This window comes from Streptomyces sp. NPDC004721 (assembly GCF_053601495.1).
In genome coordinates, this window is sequence record NZ_JBSGBZ010000038.1 from 1 (window position 1) to 15,859 (window position 15,859).

The 15,859-nt window shown below is 71.7% G+C and carries 17 protein-coding genes; 11 read left to right on the forward strand and 6 right to left on the reverse strand.

Annotation, left to right across the window (positions count from 1 at the left end; all coding sequences use genetic code 11):
* Window positions 1–247 precede the first annotated feature (247 nt).
* Window positions 248–898, reverse strand: coding sequence for a GntR family transcriptional regulator (locus ACWEK3_RS28775; RefSeq protein WP_453063162.1), 651 nt, complete (start codon window positions 896–898; stop codon window positions 248–250).
* 201 nt (window positions 899–1,099) lie between these two features.
* Here ACWEK3_RS28775 and ACWEK3_RS28780 point away from each other — a divergent pair, with 201 nt between their 5' ends.
* The gene (locus ACWEK3_RS28780) at window positions 1,100–1,822 is read left to right on the forward strand and encodes a lysophospholipid acyltransferase family protein (protein ID WP_450542520.1); all 723 of its coding nucleotides are present in this window, start codon (window positions 1,100–1,102) and stop codon (window positions 1,820–1,822) included.
* Between the two features lie 77 nt (window positions 1,823–1,899).
* Here ACWEK3_RS28780 and ACWEK3_RS28785 read toward each other — a convergent pair whose 3' ends face one another.
* The 3 genes from ACWEK3_RS28785 to ACWEK3_RS28795 all read right to left on the reverse strand — a co-directional run bounded on the left by ACWEK3_RS28785 (window position 1,900) and on the right by ACWEK3_RS28795 (window position 4,493).
* Complete coding sequence (locus ACWEK3_RS28785) at window positions 1,900–3,498, reverse strand: alpha/beta hydrolase (protein WP_453250946.1); 1,599 nt, start codon at window positions 3,496–3,498, stop codon at window positions 1,900–1,902.
* A 322-nt stretch (window positions 3,499–3,820) separates the two neighbouring features.
* Complete coding sequence (locus ACWEK3_RS28790) at window positions 3,821–4,102, reverse strand: type II toxin-antitoxin system Phd/YefM family antitoxin (RefSeq protein WP_453250947.1); 282 nt, start codon at window positions 4,100–4,102, stop codon at window positions 3,821–3,823.
* A gap of 31 nt (window positions 4,103–4,133) precedes the next feature.
* Window positions 4,134–4,493: an ANTAR domain-containing protein gene (locus tag ACWEK3_RS28795; RefSeq protein WP_361414718.1), complete on the reverse strand. Its 360-nt coding sequence runs from the start codon at window positions 4,491–4,493 to the stop codon at window positions 4,134–4,136.
* A gap of 183 nt (window positions 4,494–4,676) precedes the next feature.
* Between ACWEK3_RS28795 and ACWEK3_RS28800 the strand changes: the two genes are divergently transcribed.
* The 3 genes from ACWEK3_RS28800 to ACWEK3_RS28810 all read left to right on the forward strand — a co-directional run bounded on the left by ACWEK3_RS28800 (window position 4,677) and on the right by ACWEK3_RS28810 (window position 6,658).
* On the forward strand, window positions 4,677–5,312 hold the full coding sequence (locus ACWEK3_RS28800) for an ATP-dependent Clp protease proteolytic subunit (RefSeq protein WP_450542524.1): 636 nt from the start codon (window positions 4,677–4,679) through the stop codon (window positions 5,310–5,312).
* Between the two features lie 7 nt (window positions 5,313–5,319).
* Complete coding sequence (locus tag ACWEK3_RS28805; RefSeq protein WP_450542526.1) at window positions 5,320–5,628, forward strand: hypothetical protein; 309 nt, start codon at window positions 5,320–5,322, stop codon at window positions 5,626–5,628.
* 556 nt (window positions 5,629–6,184) lie between these two features.
* Window positions 6,185–6,658 (forward strand): C40 family peptidase, encoded by a 474-nt coding sequence (locus ACWEK3_RS28810; RefSeq protein ID WP_384428178.1) that lies wholly within the window; start codon window positions 6,185–6,187, stop codon window positions 6,656–6,658.
* A gap of 52 nt (window positions 6,659–6,710) precedes the next feature.
* Here ACWEK3_RS28810 and ACWEK3_RS28815 read toward each other — a convergent pair whose 3' ends face one another.
* On the reverse strand, window positions 6,711–7,166 hold the full coding sequence (locus ACWEK3_RS28815) for an ATP-binding protein (RefSeq protein WP_450542527.1): 456 nt from the start codon (window positions 7,164–7,166) through the stop codon (window positions 6,711–6,713).
* Between the two features lie 227 nt (window positions 7,167–7,393).
* Here ACWEK3_RS28815 and ACWEK3_RS28820 point away from each other — a divergent pair, with 227 nt between their 5' ends.
* Both ACWEK3_RS28820 and ACWEK3_RS28825 read left to right on the forward strand, forming a co-directional pair.
* Entirely contained in the window at window positions 7,394–8,254 is an 861-nt protein-coding gene (locus ACWEK3_RS28820; RefSeq protein WP_450542529.1) for a helix-turn-helix domain-containing protein, read from the forward strand.
* Between the two features lie 35 nt (window positions 8,255–8,289).
* On the forward strand, window positions 8,290–8,520 hold the full coding sequence (locus ACWEK3_RS28825) for a DUF397 domain-containing protein (protein WP_361414730.1): 231 nt from the start codon (window positions 8,290–8,292) through the stop codon (window positions 8,518–8,520).
* A 53-nt stretch (window positions 8,521–8,573) separates the two neighbouring features.
* Here the strand turns inward: ACWEK3_RS28825 and ACWEK3_RS28830 are convergent, their stop codons facing one another.
* The gene (locus ACWEK3_RS28830; protein WP_450542531.1) at window positions 8,574–9,701 is read right to left on the reverse strand and encodes an 8-amino-7-oxononanoate synthase; all 1,128 of its coding nucleotides are present in this window, start codon (window positions 9,699–9,701) and stop codon (window positions 8,574–8,576) included.
* Window positions 9,702–9,849: 148 nt separating this feature from the next.
* Here ACWEK3_RS28830 and bioB point away from each other — a divergent pair, with 148 nt between their 5' ends.
* From bioB to ACWEK3_RS28855, 5 genes are all read left to right on the forward strand, one after another.
* A complete protein-coding gene (gene bioB / locus ACWEK3_RS28835; RefSeq protein WP_453250948.1) occupies window positions 9,850–11,103 on the forward strand; it encodes a biotin synthase BioB in 1,254 nt (417 codons plus the stop codon).
* On the forward strand, window positions 11,096–12,394 hold the full coding sequence (locus ACWEK3_RS28840; protein ID WP_453250949.1) for an adenosylmethionine--8-amino-7-oxononanoate transaminase: 1,299 nt from the start codon (window positions 11,096–11,098) through the stop codon (window positions 12,392–12,394). Before bioB ends, ACWEK3_RS28840 begins: the two co-directional genes overlap by 8 nt.
* A gap of 1 nt (window position 12,395) precedes the next feature.
* Complete coding sequence (gene bioD, locus ACWEK3_RS28845) at window positions 12,396–13,133, forward strand: dethiobiotin synthase (RefSeq protein WP_453250950.1); 738 nt, start codon at window positions 12,396–12,398, stop codon at window positions 13,131–13,133.
* A gap of 929 nt (window positions 13,134–14,062) precedes the next feature.
* A complete protein-coding gene (locus tag ACWEK3_RS28850) occupies window positions 14,063–14,770 on the forward strand; it encodes a class I SAM-dependent methyltransferase (RefSeq protein ID WP_450547368.1) in 708 nt (235 codons plus the stop codon).
* 225 nt (window positions 14,771–14,995) lie between these two features.
* On the forward strand, window positions 14,996–15,859 hold the full coding sequence (locus ACWEK3_RS28855; RefSeq protein ID WP_453250951.1) for an ABC transporter ATP-binding protein: 864 nt from the start codon (window positions 14,996–14,998) through the stop codon (window positions 15,857–15,859).

Sequence of the window (15,859 nt, forward strand, 5' to 3'; positions counted from 1 at the left end):
TTTTTAAATCACTCTGCCGCAAACCTATCTTGTTTCTGAAGTGATTGGTTTTATTTCGTGTGCTCTTCCGAACCCCGCCCCCCCCCCCCCCCCCCCGGGGGGCTTCCGGCCACCCACATGTCTTCCGGCCCGAGTGTCTTCCGGCCCGGGGCCGGGCAGCCGCGGCCCCCGCCGACCGGCTCGCGCGGACTCCGGGAAGATGCACCGGTTCCCCGTCCGTCCGGCCGCCGCCGAGCGCGTTCTCAAGCTATCGCGGCAACTGCCTGCGGTGGGTCGAGGCGACGTCGCGGCTGGTGGCCAGGTGCTTCATGACCAGCTCCTCGACCCTCGGCACGTCCCGGTCCTCGATCGCCTCGTAGAGCGCCTCGTGCTCCTTCGCGACGGTCACGAGGTCGTCGTGCTGGGCCAGCAGCCAGCGCATACGGCTTCGGAGCGTGGTACCCAGCTCGTTCAGCAGCTCGTTGGCGGCCATCGCCGTCACGGTCTCGTGGAAGTCGGCCGCAGCCCGCCGCGCCTTGACGGCGTCTCCCTGGCGCGCCGCTTCGAGCTCGGAGTCCAGGTCCGCGCGCAGCTTCTCCAGGCCGGCGCGGTTGCGCCGCTGAGCCGCGAGCCGGAACGTCAGCGTCTCCAGGGCGGTGCGGACCTCGTCGAGGTCGGAGATGTCGGTGGAGGTGAACTCGCGTACGACGGCCCAGGTGCGCGGGCGCGGTGTGACCAGTCCCTCCGCCACCAGCGCCTTCAGGGCCTCGCGGACCGGGAGCCGGCTCACCCCGAGTTCGGCGGCGAGTTCCCGTTCGACGAGTTTGCTGCCTGGCCGTCGGTCACCGTCGAGGATCTGGTCGCGCAGCTGTCGCGTGACGCGTTCGGACTCGGACTCAAAACCCTCGGACCCTGGCATGGGCCTCATTCTCGCAGGTCCGCGCCACCCGTCTGCCGCATACCGGCACGTCCGTCCGGCGCGGGGGCGACGGGTCAGCATGAGCACGGTCGAAGGCGGTTACAGATGACTACTGACGCACGTGGACCAATTCCGGGATCCTGCCCTTTACCTGGCAAAACACCGGTCTGAAGCCGAGCTGGTCGGAGTGAGGGGCGAACCGTGTTCTACTACCTGCTCAAATACGTTCTGCTGGGACCGCTGCTCAGATTGGTCTTCCGGCCCCGTATCGAGGGACTGGAGCACGTGCCGGCCTCGGGAGCGGCCATCGTCGCGGGCAACCACCTGTCGTTCTCGGACCACTTCCTGATGCCCGCGATCCTGAGACGGCGGATCACCTTCCTGGCCAAGGCCGAGTACTTCACGGGCCCGGGCATCAAGGGCCGGCTCACCGCGGCCTTCTTCCGCAGCGCGGGGCAGATCCCGGTGGACCGCTCGGGCAAGGAGGCCGGGCAGGCCGCGATCCGGGAGGGGCTCGGGGTGCTGCGCAAGGGCGAGCTGCTCGGCATCTACCCGGAGGGCACCCGGTCGCACGACGGCCGCCTGTACAAGGGCAAGGTCGGCGTCGCGGTCATGGCGCTCAAGGCCGGGGTGCCGGTCGTCCCGTGCGCGATGATCGGCACGTTCGAGGCCCAGCCGCCCGGGAAGACCGTCCCGCGCCCGCACCCGATCGTGATCCGCTTCGGCAAGCCGCTGGACTTCTCCCGCTACGCGGGCATGGAGAACGAGAAGGCGATCCTGCGCGCCGCCACCGACGAGATCATGTACGCCATCCTGTCGCTGTCCGAGCAGGAGTACGTCGACCAGTACGCGGCCGTGGCCAAGGCGGCGCAGGACGACGCGAAGGGCGACAGGCGCAGGTTCCCGCGCGCGCCGCTCACCTGACGCCGCGGGGCACGCCGTACACGCGAGAGGGGCGGCCGGGTATCCGGCCGCCCCTCGTCGTCACCTTCCGCCGATCGCTACGCCTTCGGCGTGGCGTGCGGTGCGCAGGTCACGTCCGCAGTGTCGACCTTGCCGGTGAGCAGGTAGGTGTCCACCCGGTCGTTGATGCACGGGTTGGCCAGGCCGGTGACGCCGTGGGACCCCGCGTCCTTCTCCGTGATCAGACGGGAGCCCGCGAAGCGCTTGTGCAGCTCGACGGCGCCCGCGTACGGGGTGGCGGCGTCGCGCGTGGACTGCACGATCAGCACCTGCGGCAGGCCCTTGCCGGTCTTCACGTCCACCGGGTTCTGCTGCTTGACCGGCCACGTGGCGCACGGCAGGTTCATCCACGCGTTGGCCCACGTCATGAACGGGGCGGTCTTGTGGAGCCGCGTGTTGTCCCGGTCCCACGTCTGCCAGTTGGTGGGCCACTTGGCGTCGGTGCACTCCACGGCGGTGTAGACGGCGTTGCCGTTCTCCGAGGAGATGTTGCCCGCGATGTCGGACATGTCCGGGGCGGCGGCGTCGATCAGCGCCTGGGTGTCACCGGCGACGTACTTGCTGAACACCCTCGCCACCGGCGCCCACGACGAGTCGTAGTACGGCGCGCTCTGGAAGAAGGAGATCAGCTCGTTGGGGCCGACGACCCCGCCGATGGGGCTCTTCTTGGCGGTGGCGCGCAGCTTCAGCCACTGCTCCTGGACGGCGTCGCGGGTGGCGCCCAGGTGGTAGGTGGCGTCGTTCGCGGCGACCCAGTCCTGCCAGTCCTTCCAGCGGCCCTCGAAGGCGGTGTCCTGGTTCAGGTTGGCCTGGTACCAGATGTTCTCGCGCGCCGGGTTGACCACGCTGTCGACGACCATCCGGCGCACGTGGCCCGGGAACATGGTGCCGTAGACGGCGCCGAGGTAGGTGCCGTAGGAGACGCCGAGGAAGTTGAGCTTCTGCTCGCCGAGCGCGGCGCGGATGACGTCCAGGTCGCGGACCGTGTTCGCGGTGGTCATCGACTGGAGCATGGCGGCGCCGGTGCGCTCGATGCAGCCCTGCGCGTACTCGCGGGCCAGCTTGCGCTGGATGCTCTTGTCGGCCTCGGAGTCGGGCACCGGATCCATCCCGGAACCCTGGGCGAACTTCTGCGGATCCGCGCAGGAGATGGGCGCCGAGTGGCCGACACCGCGCGGGTCGAAGCCGACGAAGTCGTAGGCCTTCGCGACGTTGGCCCAGATGACGTTCTTGTTGGTGACCCGGGTCGGGAAGCGCAGGCCCGAACCGCCGGGGCCACCCGGGTTGTAGACGAGGGCGCCCTGGCGCTCCTCCTTGGTGCCGGTGTTGCCGATACGGTCGACGGCCAGCTTGATCTGCTTGCCGTACGGGTCGGCGTAGTCGACCGGCACCGAGACGTATCCGCACTGGATGGGCTTGACCAGCCCCCAGTCGGCGGGGCAGTCCTGCCAGTCGATGCCGGCCTTCGCGGCACGCTCCGCGGCGATCGCCGCGCCGCGGGTCTCGCGGTCCTGGCCCTGGCCGTTGTTCGCTCCGGCTGCGGGCGTCGCCATGGCGCCGGCTATCAGGGTCGCCGTGACCAGCGCGCCGGCCGAACCGAGCGCCAGCGCACGGTTCTTGGGTCTCATGTCCCTCAAGTGGGACCTCCCCGTACATCGTTGCGAATTGGGTACGGGGATCCTTGCTGCTGTGAGGTGCCTGAGAACAGGGGTCGTTGACCTTCTTTGCCAATCCGATAAGCGGCGCGGCGTGTCCCGCTGAGCGGAGTACCAAAGGGCTCGGCAGCGGCCTGAAGATAGGGCTGTTCGTCACTCACCCGGCCGTCGGAGCGCGCCGCCTTGCGGCGTGACAGCGGGGCGGGGCCCCTCACGGGCCCCGCAGGGAATTCAACTGCCTCTTCGGGCAGTGCAGTTCAGACCCGCCGGCGACGCGGAACACGCGCCGCCCCGGGCCTCACCGCTAGCGGACCTCCGGCCCCCGATGGTCCGCCGTGATGCCGAAGCGCTGCTGCTGCTCAGGAGGGGCGGACGGGACGTCGCGAACCTGCGAGACGGCGCCGACCACCGGGTCCCCGGCAGGCTCCGCGAGCTGCTCGAGTCGTTCCAGATCGGCGGCGGAGACCAGGGCGACGAGCGGCTTGCCGTGCCGCGTGACGACCACGCGCTCTCCGCCGTACACCACCCGGTTGATCAGGTCGGCGAGCTCAGCCCTGGCTTGCGTCACCGGAATCTCGTAGGCCATACCCCCACCTTACGGGGCGTTCGCGCCGCTCTCAGGGCTGCGACCGCTCGCCGCAGAAGCGTGCGGAGTACCGCCCCAGCGCCCGCCTCAGCTGCTCCAGCTCGATGTCGGGCAGAGCACCGCCCTGGGCGAACTTCAGCACGTGCTCGGCCACCGTGCGCAGCTTGGTGTTGGACCGCTGGGAGACCTCCCGCAGGACCTGCCAGGCGTCCTCCGGCGGGATCTGCCCGAAGGTCACCACGGCGCCGATCGCCTGGTCGATGACCGCGTGCGAGGTCAGGGCCCGCTGGAGCTGCTCGATCTCCTGGTGCAGTCGCTCGTGCTCCAGCACCGGATCGGTGGCGGAGAGCGGCGGGAGAGGGTGCCGCTCGGACATCGCGAAGAACACCATGACCAGTCCCCTGGGTCGTCGAGCACCCGTGCTTCCAGCTTCACCCCGGAGGACGCCGTGCACGACCCGGAGCCGTTCCCGCACCCGGCCCCGGAAAGCTCGCCGCGACTTACGTACATCCTGTACATTTTTTACAGAGGCCTCTCCGACCGGAGACGGCACCGCCGCATGGAGGGGTGTGCCATGACGCGACCGTCCGCCCGCTACGTCCTGCCGGAGTTCACCGAGATCACCAGCGCCGGCCGGCGGTCCCTGGATCCGTACGCGAAACTGCTCGAGGAGCGGATCGTCCTCCTCGGCACACCGATCGACGACACCGCGGCGAACGACGTCATCGCACAGTTCGTCCACCTGGAGCACCGGACGCCCGACCGGGACATCTCGCTCTACATCAACTCCCCCGGCGGCTCGTTCAGCGCGATGCTGGCCGTCCACGACACGATGCGGTACGTGTGCTGCGACGTGGAGACGATCTGCCTGGGCCAGGCCGTCGCGTCAGCGGCGGTACTACTGGCCGCGGGCACCCCGGGCAAGCGGTACGCGCTGCCCGGCGCCCGCGTGGTACTGCGGCAGCCGTCACTGCCCGAGCCGGTCGAGGGCCAGGCGTCCGACCTGGCGATCCAGGCGGACGAGCTGACGCGGGTGCGCGCCCGCCTGGAGGAACTGCTCGCGCGGAGCACCGGGCGGTCCGCCCGGCAGGTACGGACCGACCTGGAGCGGGAGCAGGTGCTGGACGCACAAGAGGCCCTGGAATATGGGCTGATTGACCGAATAATCCCGAACCGCGGGGCCACACGCACCGCGCCGGACGCGGGGTGAGCCGCCGATGCTGCCACCCGAGCTGCCGCCCCTGCCGGCGCTGACCCGCGCCGAGGCGGAGCTGATCGACCGTTACCTGGAGGCGGCCGACCTGCTGGGCCGCGTCAACCCGGGACGGCCCGGAGACACCTACCGGGCCCTGAGGGCCGCCCAGGCGCTCGTCGGCAGGGCGGTGGAGCTGCGGGACACGCTGGCGCTGATGCACCGGCGGGGCGAGACCGAGCTGCACGCGGACACTCTGGCCCGGGCGCTGCGAGTACTGGACGGCGAGCGGCGCACGGCCCGTGTCACCCTGCCGCCCGACTGCGGAAGTTGACGTCATCCACAGCCGCGGTCTCGGCGGGTGAAGGGGCCCATCTGTCTGGACACGGGGTGAAATCACCCCGAATGACCGACCGCCTTTCGGTGTAGGTTCAGCTCCCTTTTCGGGACCGCCGCAGTTGCGCAACACGCCTCCCCGGATGGCGGAATGAGGTGTTCCGGTGCTGGTCCGGGGGTCGTCGCGGGAGGGGGCAGCCGTTCGATCGCGAGGGTGTCCACCCGAACGGGCGCGTGGTGAGTAACAACACAAACACGCGGTTCCATTGGGATTTTCGGACATCCGTAGGTGAAGATCCCTGTCTGACGACAAGCCCCCGCCACAACGGCGGGGCGGTCCGGGCGGACGCCGAGTCCTGCCGCCGCCCGGATGACCGGTCGACAGGAGTGGATCGGCAGGAGTGGAGGACCCAAGCACGACGGGTCGCCGGAACGGTCACGCCATGGCCGGTCCGAGCAGCCCTTGGGGTGAAGCCGCGGCAACGCGGCCGGGCAACTTCGCCAGCCCGAATCCGACAGGTCATCCTTCACAGGCGGCTGACGAAGGGTTGCGCATGACTGCGCTCAATCGTGTCCCGTCGCTGATGGCCCGGGCCGGCACGGCCTCGGCTCTGACCCTGGCCGCCGTGAGCGGCTCGATCGTGGTCCCGGGTGTGGCCTCCGAGGCCTCGGCCGCGACGACCGCGAACGCGGCGCTGCGGATCGCGGCGTCCAAGCAGGGGTCGCCCTACCAGTGGGGCGCCACGGGGCCGCGGAGGTTCGACTGCTCCGGGCTCACGCTGTACTCGTTCAAGAGGGCGGGCAAGACGCTGCCCCGCACGGCCGCACAGCAGTACAACAAGAGCCGGCACATCTCCGCGGGCAGCCGCCGAGCCGGGGACCTGGTGTTCTTCCACTCGGGCTCGAACGTGTACCACGTGGGCATCTACGCCGGCAAGGGCAAGATCTGGCACGCCCCGAAGACCGGGGACGTGGTGAAGCTCCAGAAGATCTGGACGAAGAGCGTCTGGTACGGCCGGGTGCGCTGACCCGGCCGCGGTGCGGTGCGGTGGCGGAGCTTCGACTCGTCACCGCACGTTCCTACGGTTCCTGCCCCGCGGCCGTCACCGGGCGGGCGGGAACCGACCACGGAAGTTCGATGCAGACCGTCTTGCCGCCCTCCCGGGTCGGCCGCACGGTCAGGCTGCCGCCGCACTCGGCGGTGAGCCACCGGATGATCACCATGCCCCGGCCGTTGTCCTGCTGGACGGCGGCCGGCAGGCGTTTCGGGAACCGGGGGTGGCTGTCGGTGACCCCGATGTGCAGTCGTTCGTCACGCACGAGGACGAGGTCCACCGTGAAGGTGGGTGACTGCCCGAAAGTGTGCTGTACGGCGTTGGTGGCGAGTTCGGAGACGATGAGCCGGACCGTCTCGGCGGTGTCCGCGGCCGGCGGCAGGCCCCACTCCACGAGCGTGCCGGCCACATAGGCACGGGCCGCGCAGACCGAGGCGGGATCGCTCGGCAGAGTGACGGATGCTTCCAGATGGTCTGCCATGGCGACGTCGTCCCTTTCCCACGGGGCCGGAGTCCGACACTGAGCGGATGATTCGAGTACGGTCCCGCACTGGTGCTTCGCCGTCAGACTGCCATCAGCACTCCGCTCTCGGTGGCGATCCACCGAGATATGCATATATCTGTCGCTCGATGCGGTGAACTCTGCGACGGCAGACCGTATTCGGAGCGGGTCGCGTGGAGCGTTCAGAGGGAGCGAGGGAGTAGCCCATGCAACACGGTCCCGAGGTGCGCCGCCGGAAGCTGGGCGCCGAACTGCGCGCCCTGCGCACCGGCGCGGGTCTCACCAGCGGTGAGGCGGCCCGTCTGGTCGGCTGGCACCAGTCGAAGGTCAGCCGGATCGAGACCGGCACCAGCGGGGTGAAACCGGCCGACGTGCGCTCGCTCCTGGACGCGTACGCGGTCCACGACACCCAGCTGCGTGAGTTGCTCCTGGTCCTGGCGGGGCTGGACGACGGCGGCGACCGGCACCACTGGTGGCACGCCTACCGCGGAGTGCTGCCGCCGACCTACCGGGACTTCATCAGCCTGGAGTCGCAGGCGAGCGGGATGCGCACCCTGGAGACCTCGGTCGTCCCCGGTCTGCTCCAGACGCCCGAGTACGCGCGCGCGGTCACCCGGGCCGCCGTGGACAACCTCGACGAGGACCGGCTGGACGCGCTGGTGGAGGTACGGCTGGCCCGCCAGGACGTGCTGCGCTCGCGACCGCCGCTGGAGCTGGACGCGGTGCTGGACGAGGCGGTGCTGCGCCGGGAGGTGGGCGGGCCCGAGGTGATGAGGCGGCAGCTGGAGCGGCTGACGGAGGCGGCCCGGCTGCCCCAAGTACGGCTCCAGGTGTTGCCGTTCGCCGCCGGCGCCCACATCGGCATCACCGGCCCTTTCGTTATCTTCTCATTTTCGAACGCATCTGATCTGAACGTGGTGGTTCTCGACCACTTGACGAGTAGCCTCCACCTCGAGCGGAAAGAAGACCTAGAGGCCTACGCCGAGGCCTTCGACACCCTGCGGCTCCACGCCCTCTCGCCCGAGGACTCGTTGGACTTCATCGCCGGGATACGCCAGACCCCCTGACGGCGCACAACCGCGTACCGCGTTAAGGAGGCACCATGTCCGCTCCGCCTCGGCACGTACCTTCCAGCACCGATCTGCACGGCGTGCGCTGGCTGCGCAGCAGCTACAGCACGGGAGCCAACAACTGCGTCGAGACGGCCCGGCCCGCCACGGGACCGTGGGCCGGGCTGCTCGCCGTGCGCGACTCCAAGGCCCCGGCCGGGCCCGCACTGCTCTTCTCCCCCGCGAGCTGGGCAGGCTTCATGGCTGCGACACACCGCACCTGACGGACAATCCGGTCATATCCACACCCGGTGACGCCCGGCCGTGTCACGCCGACTCATGGCCGTGTTCCACCGATCACCCGTACAGCGCGTTCGATCTGCGCCCCGGAGAGGTCCGCGCGGGCGGTCAGCCTCAGCCGTGAGATGCCGTCGGGCACGGAAGGAGGACGGAAGCAGCCCACGGCCAGCCCGGCCGCCCGGCAGTCGGCCGCCCACCGCACGGCCCGCTCCGGGGACGGCGCGCGGACCGAGACCACCGCAGCGTCCGGACGTACGGCCTCCAGGCCCGCGGCGGTCAGGCGGGCGTGGAGTTCGGCCGCCACGGCACGCGCGCGTGCCGCCCGCTCCGGCTCGCGGCGCAGCAGTCGCAGCGCCGCGAGGGCGGCCCCCGCGGCCGCGGGGGCGAGACCGGTGTCGAAGATGAACGTCCGGGCCGCGTTGACCAGGTGGTCGATCACCCGCGCGGGCCCGAGGACGACTCCGCCCTGGCTGCCGAGCGACTTCGACAGCGTGGCCGTGACGACCACGTCGCCGGCGCCCGCCAGCCCGGCCGCGTGCGCGGCGCCGCGGCCGCCGGCGCCCAGGACGCCCAGCCCGTGGGCGTCGTCGACGACGAGACCGGCGCCGTGCTCCCGGCAGGCCGCGGCGAACTCCCCCAGCGGGGCCGCGTCGCCGTCGACCGAGAACACCGTGTCCGACACGAGCACCGCCGGCCCCTCGTGCGTGCCGAGCGCCTTGCGCACGGCGTCCGGGTCGGCGTGCGCGACGACCTGCGTCGTACCCCGGGCCAGTCGGCAGCCGTCAATGAGCGAGGCGTGGTTGCCCGCGTCGGAGACGACGAGCGAGCCGTGCGGCGCGAGCGCGGTGACCGCGGCCAGGTTCGCGGCGTATCCGGAGGAGAAGACCAGCGCCGCCTCGAAGCCGCAGAAACCGGCCAGCTCGCGCTCCAGTTCGGCATGGAGTTCGGTGGTGCCGGTGACCAGCCGGGAGCCGGTCGAGCCGCCGCCCCAGGTGCGCGCCGCGGCCGCGGCCCCCTCGGTCACCTCCGGATGGCGGGCCAGCCCCAGGTAGTCGTTGCCCGCGAGGTCGAGCAGCGGCGAGTCGGCGGGGCGGGGCCGCAGGGTCCGTACGAGTCCGGCCCGGCGGCGTGCGTCCGCCTGCTCCTCGATCCAGCCGAACGCCATGGGTCCTCCGGGGCATTTGTAGGCAGTGGACAGACCCTAGCGGCAGGGCGGGCCGCCCATGATGTGGCAATACCCACATGTCGATGTGCCCGTCGTTGTGCGGAGTCTCCTTGGCCGCGGACCGGGCCGTAGGACAGGATCAGCTCTCATGAACCTGCTGAACACGCTGGTGGACAAGGGGCTTCGGCGCGAGTCGCCGACCCGCGGGGAAGCTCTGGCCGTACTGGCCACCTCGGACGACGACCTGCTCGATGTGGTGTCCGCGGCCGGGAAGGTGCGCCGCCACTGGTTCGGCCGGCGGGTGAAACTCAACTATCTCGTCAACCTCAAGTCGGGCCTGTGCCCCGAGGACTGCTCCTACTGCTCCCAGCGGCTCGGCTCGAAGGCCGACATCCTCAAGTACACCTGGCTCAAGCCCGACGACGCCTCCAGGGCCGCCGCGGCGGGGCTGGCGGGCGGCGCCAAGCGGGTCTGCCTGGTGGCCAGCGGGCGCGGCCCGACCGACCGTGACGTGGACCGGGTCTCCGACACCATCAAGGCGATCAAGGAGCAGAACGAGGGCGTCGAGGTGTGCGCCTGCCTCGGCCTGCTCTCCGACGGCCAGGCCGAACGGCTGCGCGAGGCCGGGGCCGACGCCTACAACCACAACCTCAACACCTCCGAGGCGACGTACGGCGACATCACCACCACCCACACCTATGCCGACCGGGTGGACACGGTGAACAAGGCGCACGCGGCCGGGCTGTCCGCCTGCTCCGGGCTCATCGCCGGGATGGGCGAGAGCGACGAGGACCTGGTCGACGTGGTCTTCTCGCTGCGCGAGCTGGACCCGGACTCCGTTCCGGTGAACTTCCTGATCCCGTTCGAGGGCACACCGCTCGCCAAGGAGTGGAACCTGACCCCGCAGCGCTGCCTGCGGATCCTGGCGATGGTCCGGTTCGTCTGCCCGGACGTGGAGGTGCGGATCGCGGGCGGCCGCGAGGTGCACCTGCGCACCATGCAGCCCCTCGCGCTGCACCTGGCCAACTCGATCTTCCTCGGCGACTATCTGACCAGCGAGGGCCAGGCGGGCAAGGCCGACCTGGAGATGATCGCGGACGCCGGGTTCGAGGTGGAGGATGCCGACCAGGTGACGCTGCCCGAGCACCGGGGGGCGGCCGGGGGCGGGTGCGGGTCGCACGACGGCGCGGGGTGCGGGTCCCACGAGGGCTCGGGCCGCGGTGCGCACGAGGGGCCGGGGTGCGGGTCGCACCAGGGTGGCGGGGTCTGCGGTTCCGCCGCTGCACCGGCGGAGGAAACGGCATCGGCACCGGCCGCGACCGCGACCGGCAGCGAGCCGCGTACGGATCTCGTCGCCGTACGCCGCCGGGGCGCCGGAACGGACCTCGCACCCAATGCCTGAACCGCACGCCACACCCGGCAAGAGCGTGCCCGAACTGCTGGAGCTCGACCGGCGGCACGTGTGGCACCCGTACGGACCCATGCCCGGCCGCCACGAACCGCTCGTCGTGGAGTCGGCGAGCGGGGTGCGGCTGCGGCTCGCGGACGGCTCGGGCGAACTGGTCGACGGCATGTCGTCGTGGTGGGCGGCGATCCACGGCTACAACCACCCGGTGCTGAACGAGGCCGCACGGGAGCAGTTGGAGCGGATGAGCCACGTGATGTTCGGCGGGCTCACGCACGAGCCCGCCATCCGGCTCGCGAAGCTCCTTGTCGACATGTCACCAGAGGGCCTCGAGCATGTGTTCCTCGCCGACTCCGGTTCGGTGTCGGTCGAGGTCGCGGTCAAGATGTGCCTTCAGTACTGGCGCTCGCTCGGCCGCCCGGACAAGCGGCGGCTGCTGACCTGGCGGGGTGGCTACCACGGGGACACCTGGCAGCCGATGTCCGTGTGCGACCCCGAGGGCGGGATGCACGAGCTGTGGACCGGTGTGCTGCCACGTCAGGTCTTCGCGGACGCGCCGCCGACCGAGTACGAGGAGGCGTACGCCGACCATCTGCGGGAGACGGTCGAACGGCACGCCGGCGAACTGGCCGCCGTGATCGTCGAACCGGTGGTCCAGGGCGCGGGTGGGATGCGCTTCCACTCCCCCGCCTATCTGCGGGTGCTGCGCGAGGTGTGCGACGCGCACGACGTGCTCCTGGTGTTCGACGAGATCGCGACCGGGTTCGGGCGCACCGGCGCCCTGTTCGCGGCGGAGCACGCCGCCGTGACGCCGGACGTGATGTGCGTGGGCAAGGCGCTGACCGGCGGCTATCTGACGATGGCGGCGACGCTGTGCACCACGCGGGTGGCCGAGGGGATCTCGCGCGGCGAGGTGCCGGTGCTCGCGCACGGCCCCACGTTCATGGCCAACCCGCTGGCGGCGGCCGTGGCCTGCGCGTCGATCGGACTGCTGCTCGGCCAGGACTGGCGCATGGAGGTCAAGCGGATCGAGGCGGGGCTGCGGGACGGACTGGCTCCGGCCGCGGAGCTGCCGGGGGTGCGGGACGTACGGGTCCTGGGCGCCGTCGGAGTGGTCCAGCTCGACCACGCGGTGGACATGGCGGCGGCCACCCGGGCGGCCGTCCGCGAGGGCGTGTGGCTGCGGCCGTTCCGTGACCTGGTGTACACGATGCCGCCGTACGTCACCGGTGACGTGGACGTGGCACGGATCGCGCGCGCGGTGTGCGCGGCGGCGCGGGAGGGCTGAGATGCCGGTACTGGTGATCACGGGAACGGGCACGGAGGTCGGCAAGACGGTGGCGACGGCCGCCGTCGCCGCTGCGGCCGTCGCGGCCGGGCGGTCGGTGGCCGTGCTGAAGCCCGCGCAGACCGGCGTGGGGCCGGGCGAGCGCGGGGACGCCGACGAGGTCGCTCGGCTGGCCGGTGCGGTGACGGCGCGCGAACTCGCCCGCTATCCCGAGCCGTTGGCGCCCGCGACGGCGGCCCTTCGGGCCGGGCGGGCGCCGGTGCGCCCGCCCGAGGTGGCCGAGGCCGCCGCCAAGCTGGCGACCGAGCACGATCTGGTCCTGGTGGAAGGCGCGGGCGGGCTGCTCGTCCGCTTCGACGCGGACGGCGGCACGCTGGCGGACGCGGCGAAGCTGCTGGGTGCCCCGGTGCTGGTCGTGGCCACGGCGGGTCTGGGCACGCTGAACACGACGGAGCTGACGGCCCGTGAACTGCGTTCCCGCGAGCTGGATCTCCTCGGCGTGGTGATCGGCAGCTGGCCCACCGCGCCCGACCTCGCCTGCCGCTGCAACGTCACCGACCTCCCCGAAGCGGCCGGCGCCCCCCTGCTCGGCGCCCTCCCCGAAGCCGCCGGAGCCTTGCCCCCGGCCACCTTCCGGACCATGGCCCCCGAGTGGCTGGCCCCGTGTCTGAACGGCTTGTGGAACGCGGAGGAGTTCACCGCCCGGGAGGCACCCGCGCCGTTCGTACGGGGAGCCTGAGCGGGGCAGCGGATGTACGGACACCTGGCCCACGTGCTCGCACGCCGCCCGTGTGCGGCCGGGTCGCGGCCGGGTGACCGGCCACGACGGCCCGTGTGCGGCGGCCGGACGCTGAGCCGTCGAGCCAGCTCGGACGAGCGCACGGCCGACGGCACAGGCGGGCGCGCCGCGGACGGATACGGCTTACGTCATCCCACGCGCGGCGGGCCGCGACGAGCCATCCAGCGCGCATCGGGCGGCCCTCGGACCACGACGCCCGGGCGACCGACCACTACAGGCCAGCACGCGGCAGCCGGGTGCCGGACCGTCGCCCGCGCCGGCAGGCTCGTCGGACCAACCCGGCCAGCGCACGGCCGACGACGCAGGCGGGCACACCGCGGACGGCTAGGCCTTGCGCCACCCAACGCGGTCGGCCGCCGCGGCCACCCAGCGCGGATCGGGCGGCGCTCGGGCTACGGCAGCCGGGCGACCGACCACGACAGACCGGCACACGGCAGCCGAGCGCCGGACCGTCCCCCGTGCCGGCAGGCTCGTCGGACCAACCCGGACCAGCGCACGGCCAACGGCACAGGCGGGCACGCCGCGGACGGGTACGGCTTGCGCCATCCAACGCGCGGCGGGCTGCGACGGCCTCCCGGCGCGGAGGCGCGTTGCGGTCCTGCGGACGAGCGCGCCAGGCGGCCCCGGGTGACACCCGGAGACCACCCCAGCCCTGCGGATGTGCGGCACGTACGACGAGCCCCCGCGTACGTGCGCCACGCACATCGGGGACGCGGACCGGACGGCGGGGGACGGCGCACGGCTCCAGCGCACGTGCCGCAGGCTCGGCCGGGACGTGCGGGCGGGGTTGGGGATCGGCATGGGTGGGCGTGCGGTGGGCAGGCGTGGGGGACACTCACCGTAGGCCCGTCGCGGTCGGGGAGGGTGCCATGTTCTTGCGGTCCGTCGACTCCGGGAAGGCGGCACGGGATGCCGTGCGTCATCCGGTGTTCGCCCGTTACTACGCCCGCGCCAGCGTGGCCGCGGAGACCAGCATGGGCATCGCCGGGGTGCGCCAGAGACTGCTGGCCGGGCTGTCCGGGCGGGTGATCGAGATCGGCGCGGGCAACGGGCTGAACTTCGCGCGCTATCCGGGCTCCGTCGCGGAGGTCGTCGCGATCGAACCGGAGCGGCTGCTGCGGCAGCGGGCGCTCGAGGCCGCCGTGCGCGCCGAGCTCCCGGTCGACGTGGTGCCGGGCTGCGCGGAGGCGCTGCCGGTGAAGAGCGAGGCGTTCGACGCGGTGGTGCTCGCGCAGGTGCTGTGCAGCGTGCGCGACGTGCCGCGCGCGCTCGCCGAGGCGCGGCGGGTGCTGAAGCCCGGCGGCGAGGTGCGGTTCTTCGAGCACGGCAGGGGCGGTGGCCGGGCGATGACCCTGACCCAGCGTGCCCTGGACCTCACGGTGTGGCCATTGCTGAGCGGCGGCTGCCATCTGTCCCGCGATCCGGTCTCCGCCCTGCGCGACGCCGGGTTCGAGCTCGGCCCCTACCGGCGGATGCTGGTTCCGGAACAGGGTCCGGTCCTGCCCTCCTCGTACTGCGCGCTGGGCACCGCCTGGCGACCGGTCTCCACCGGCCTCGGTGATCGGCCGGCCACCTGATCGGCCCATCAGGTGTTCACTCGCGCCTCGGCCGCGTGGGCACAGGCACAGGGTGGAGCCCGCATGCCCCTTACAGGGGTATCAGGGCCCCGTCCTGAAGGCGGAGACCGCTTCTGGGCCCAACGGAGGATACCGACTGTGGGCCCGATCACATTACGCTCGTCCGGGGACAAACCTGTCATGAGCCAGGACGTAACGGGTCGAAGGACCCCCAAGGAGGCCCCCGTGTCCACACCTGCTGCGCCGCCGGCCCAGGCGTCGGTCGACGGGATCGCCGCCCGCGCCCGCGGACTGACCAAGTCGTACGGATCGGACGAGACCGCCGTCCTCGCGCTGGACTCGGTGGACGTCGACATCGAGCGCGGCCGTTTCACCACGGTCATGGGCCCCTCCGGCTCCGGGAAGTCCACGCTGATGCACTGCCTGGCCGGGCTCGACACCGTCTCGGCCGGTCATGTCTGGGTCGGCGACACCGAGATCACCGGACTGAAGGACCGCGAACTGACCCGGCTGCGCCGTGACCGGATCGGCTTCATGTTCCAGTCGTTCAACCTCATCCCCACCCTGAACGCGCTGGAGAACATCACCCTCCCGATGGACATCGCGGGCCGGAAGCCCGACGAGAAGTGGCTGGACGAGGTCATCGACACCCTGGGGCTGCGCAACCGGCTCAGGCACCGGCCGTCCCAGCTGTCCGGCGGCCAGCAGCAACGCGTGGCCTGCGCGCGGGCCCTGGCCTCGCGGCCGGAGTTGATCTTCGCCGACGAACCGACCGGCAATCTCGACTCGCGGGCCGGCCTGGAGGTGCTCGGCTTCCTGCGCGACGCCGTCGACAGCCTCGGGCAGACCGTCGTCATGGTGACCCACGACCCGAACGCCGCCGCCCACTCCGACCTGGTGCTGTACCTCGCGGACGGCCGGATCGTGGACACGATGGAGCACCCGACCGCGGAGGCCGTTCTGGAGCGCATGCGCCTGTTCGCCGGAGGGGCCGTTCCCACTCCCAGCCCCACCCCCAGCCTCACCCCCGGCTTCGACGTGGTCCACGACCGGTTCGACGGGGACGGCGTCGCCGTCGAGGAGGCCTGA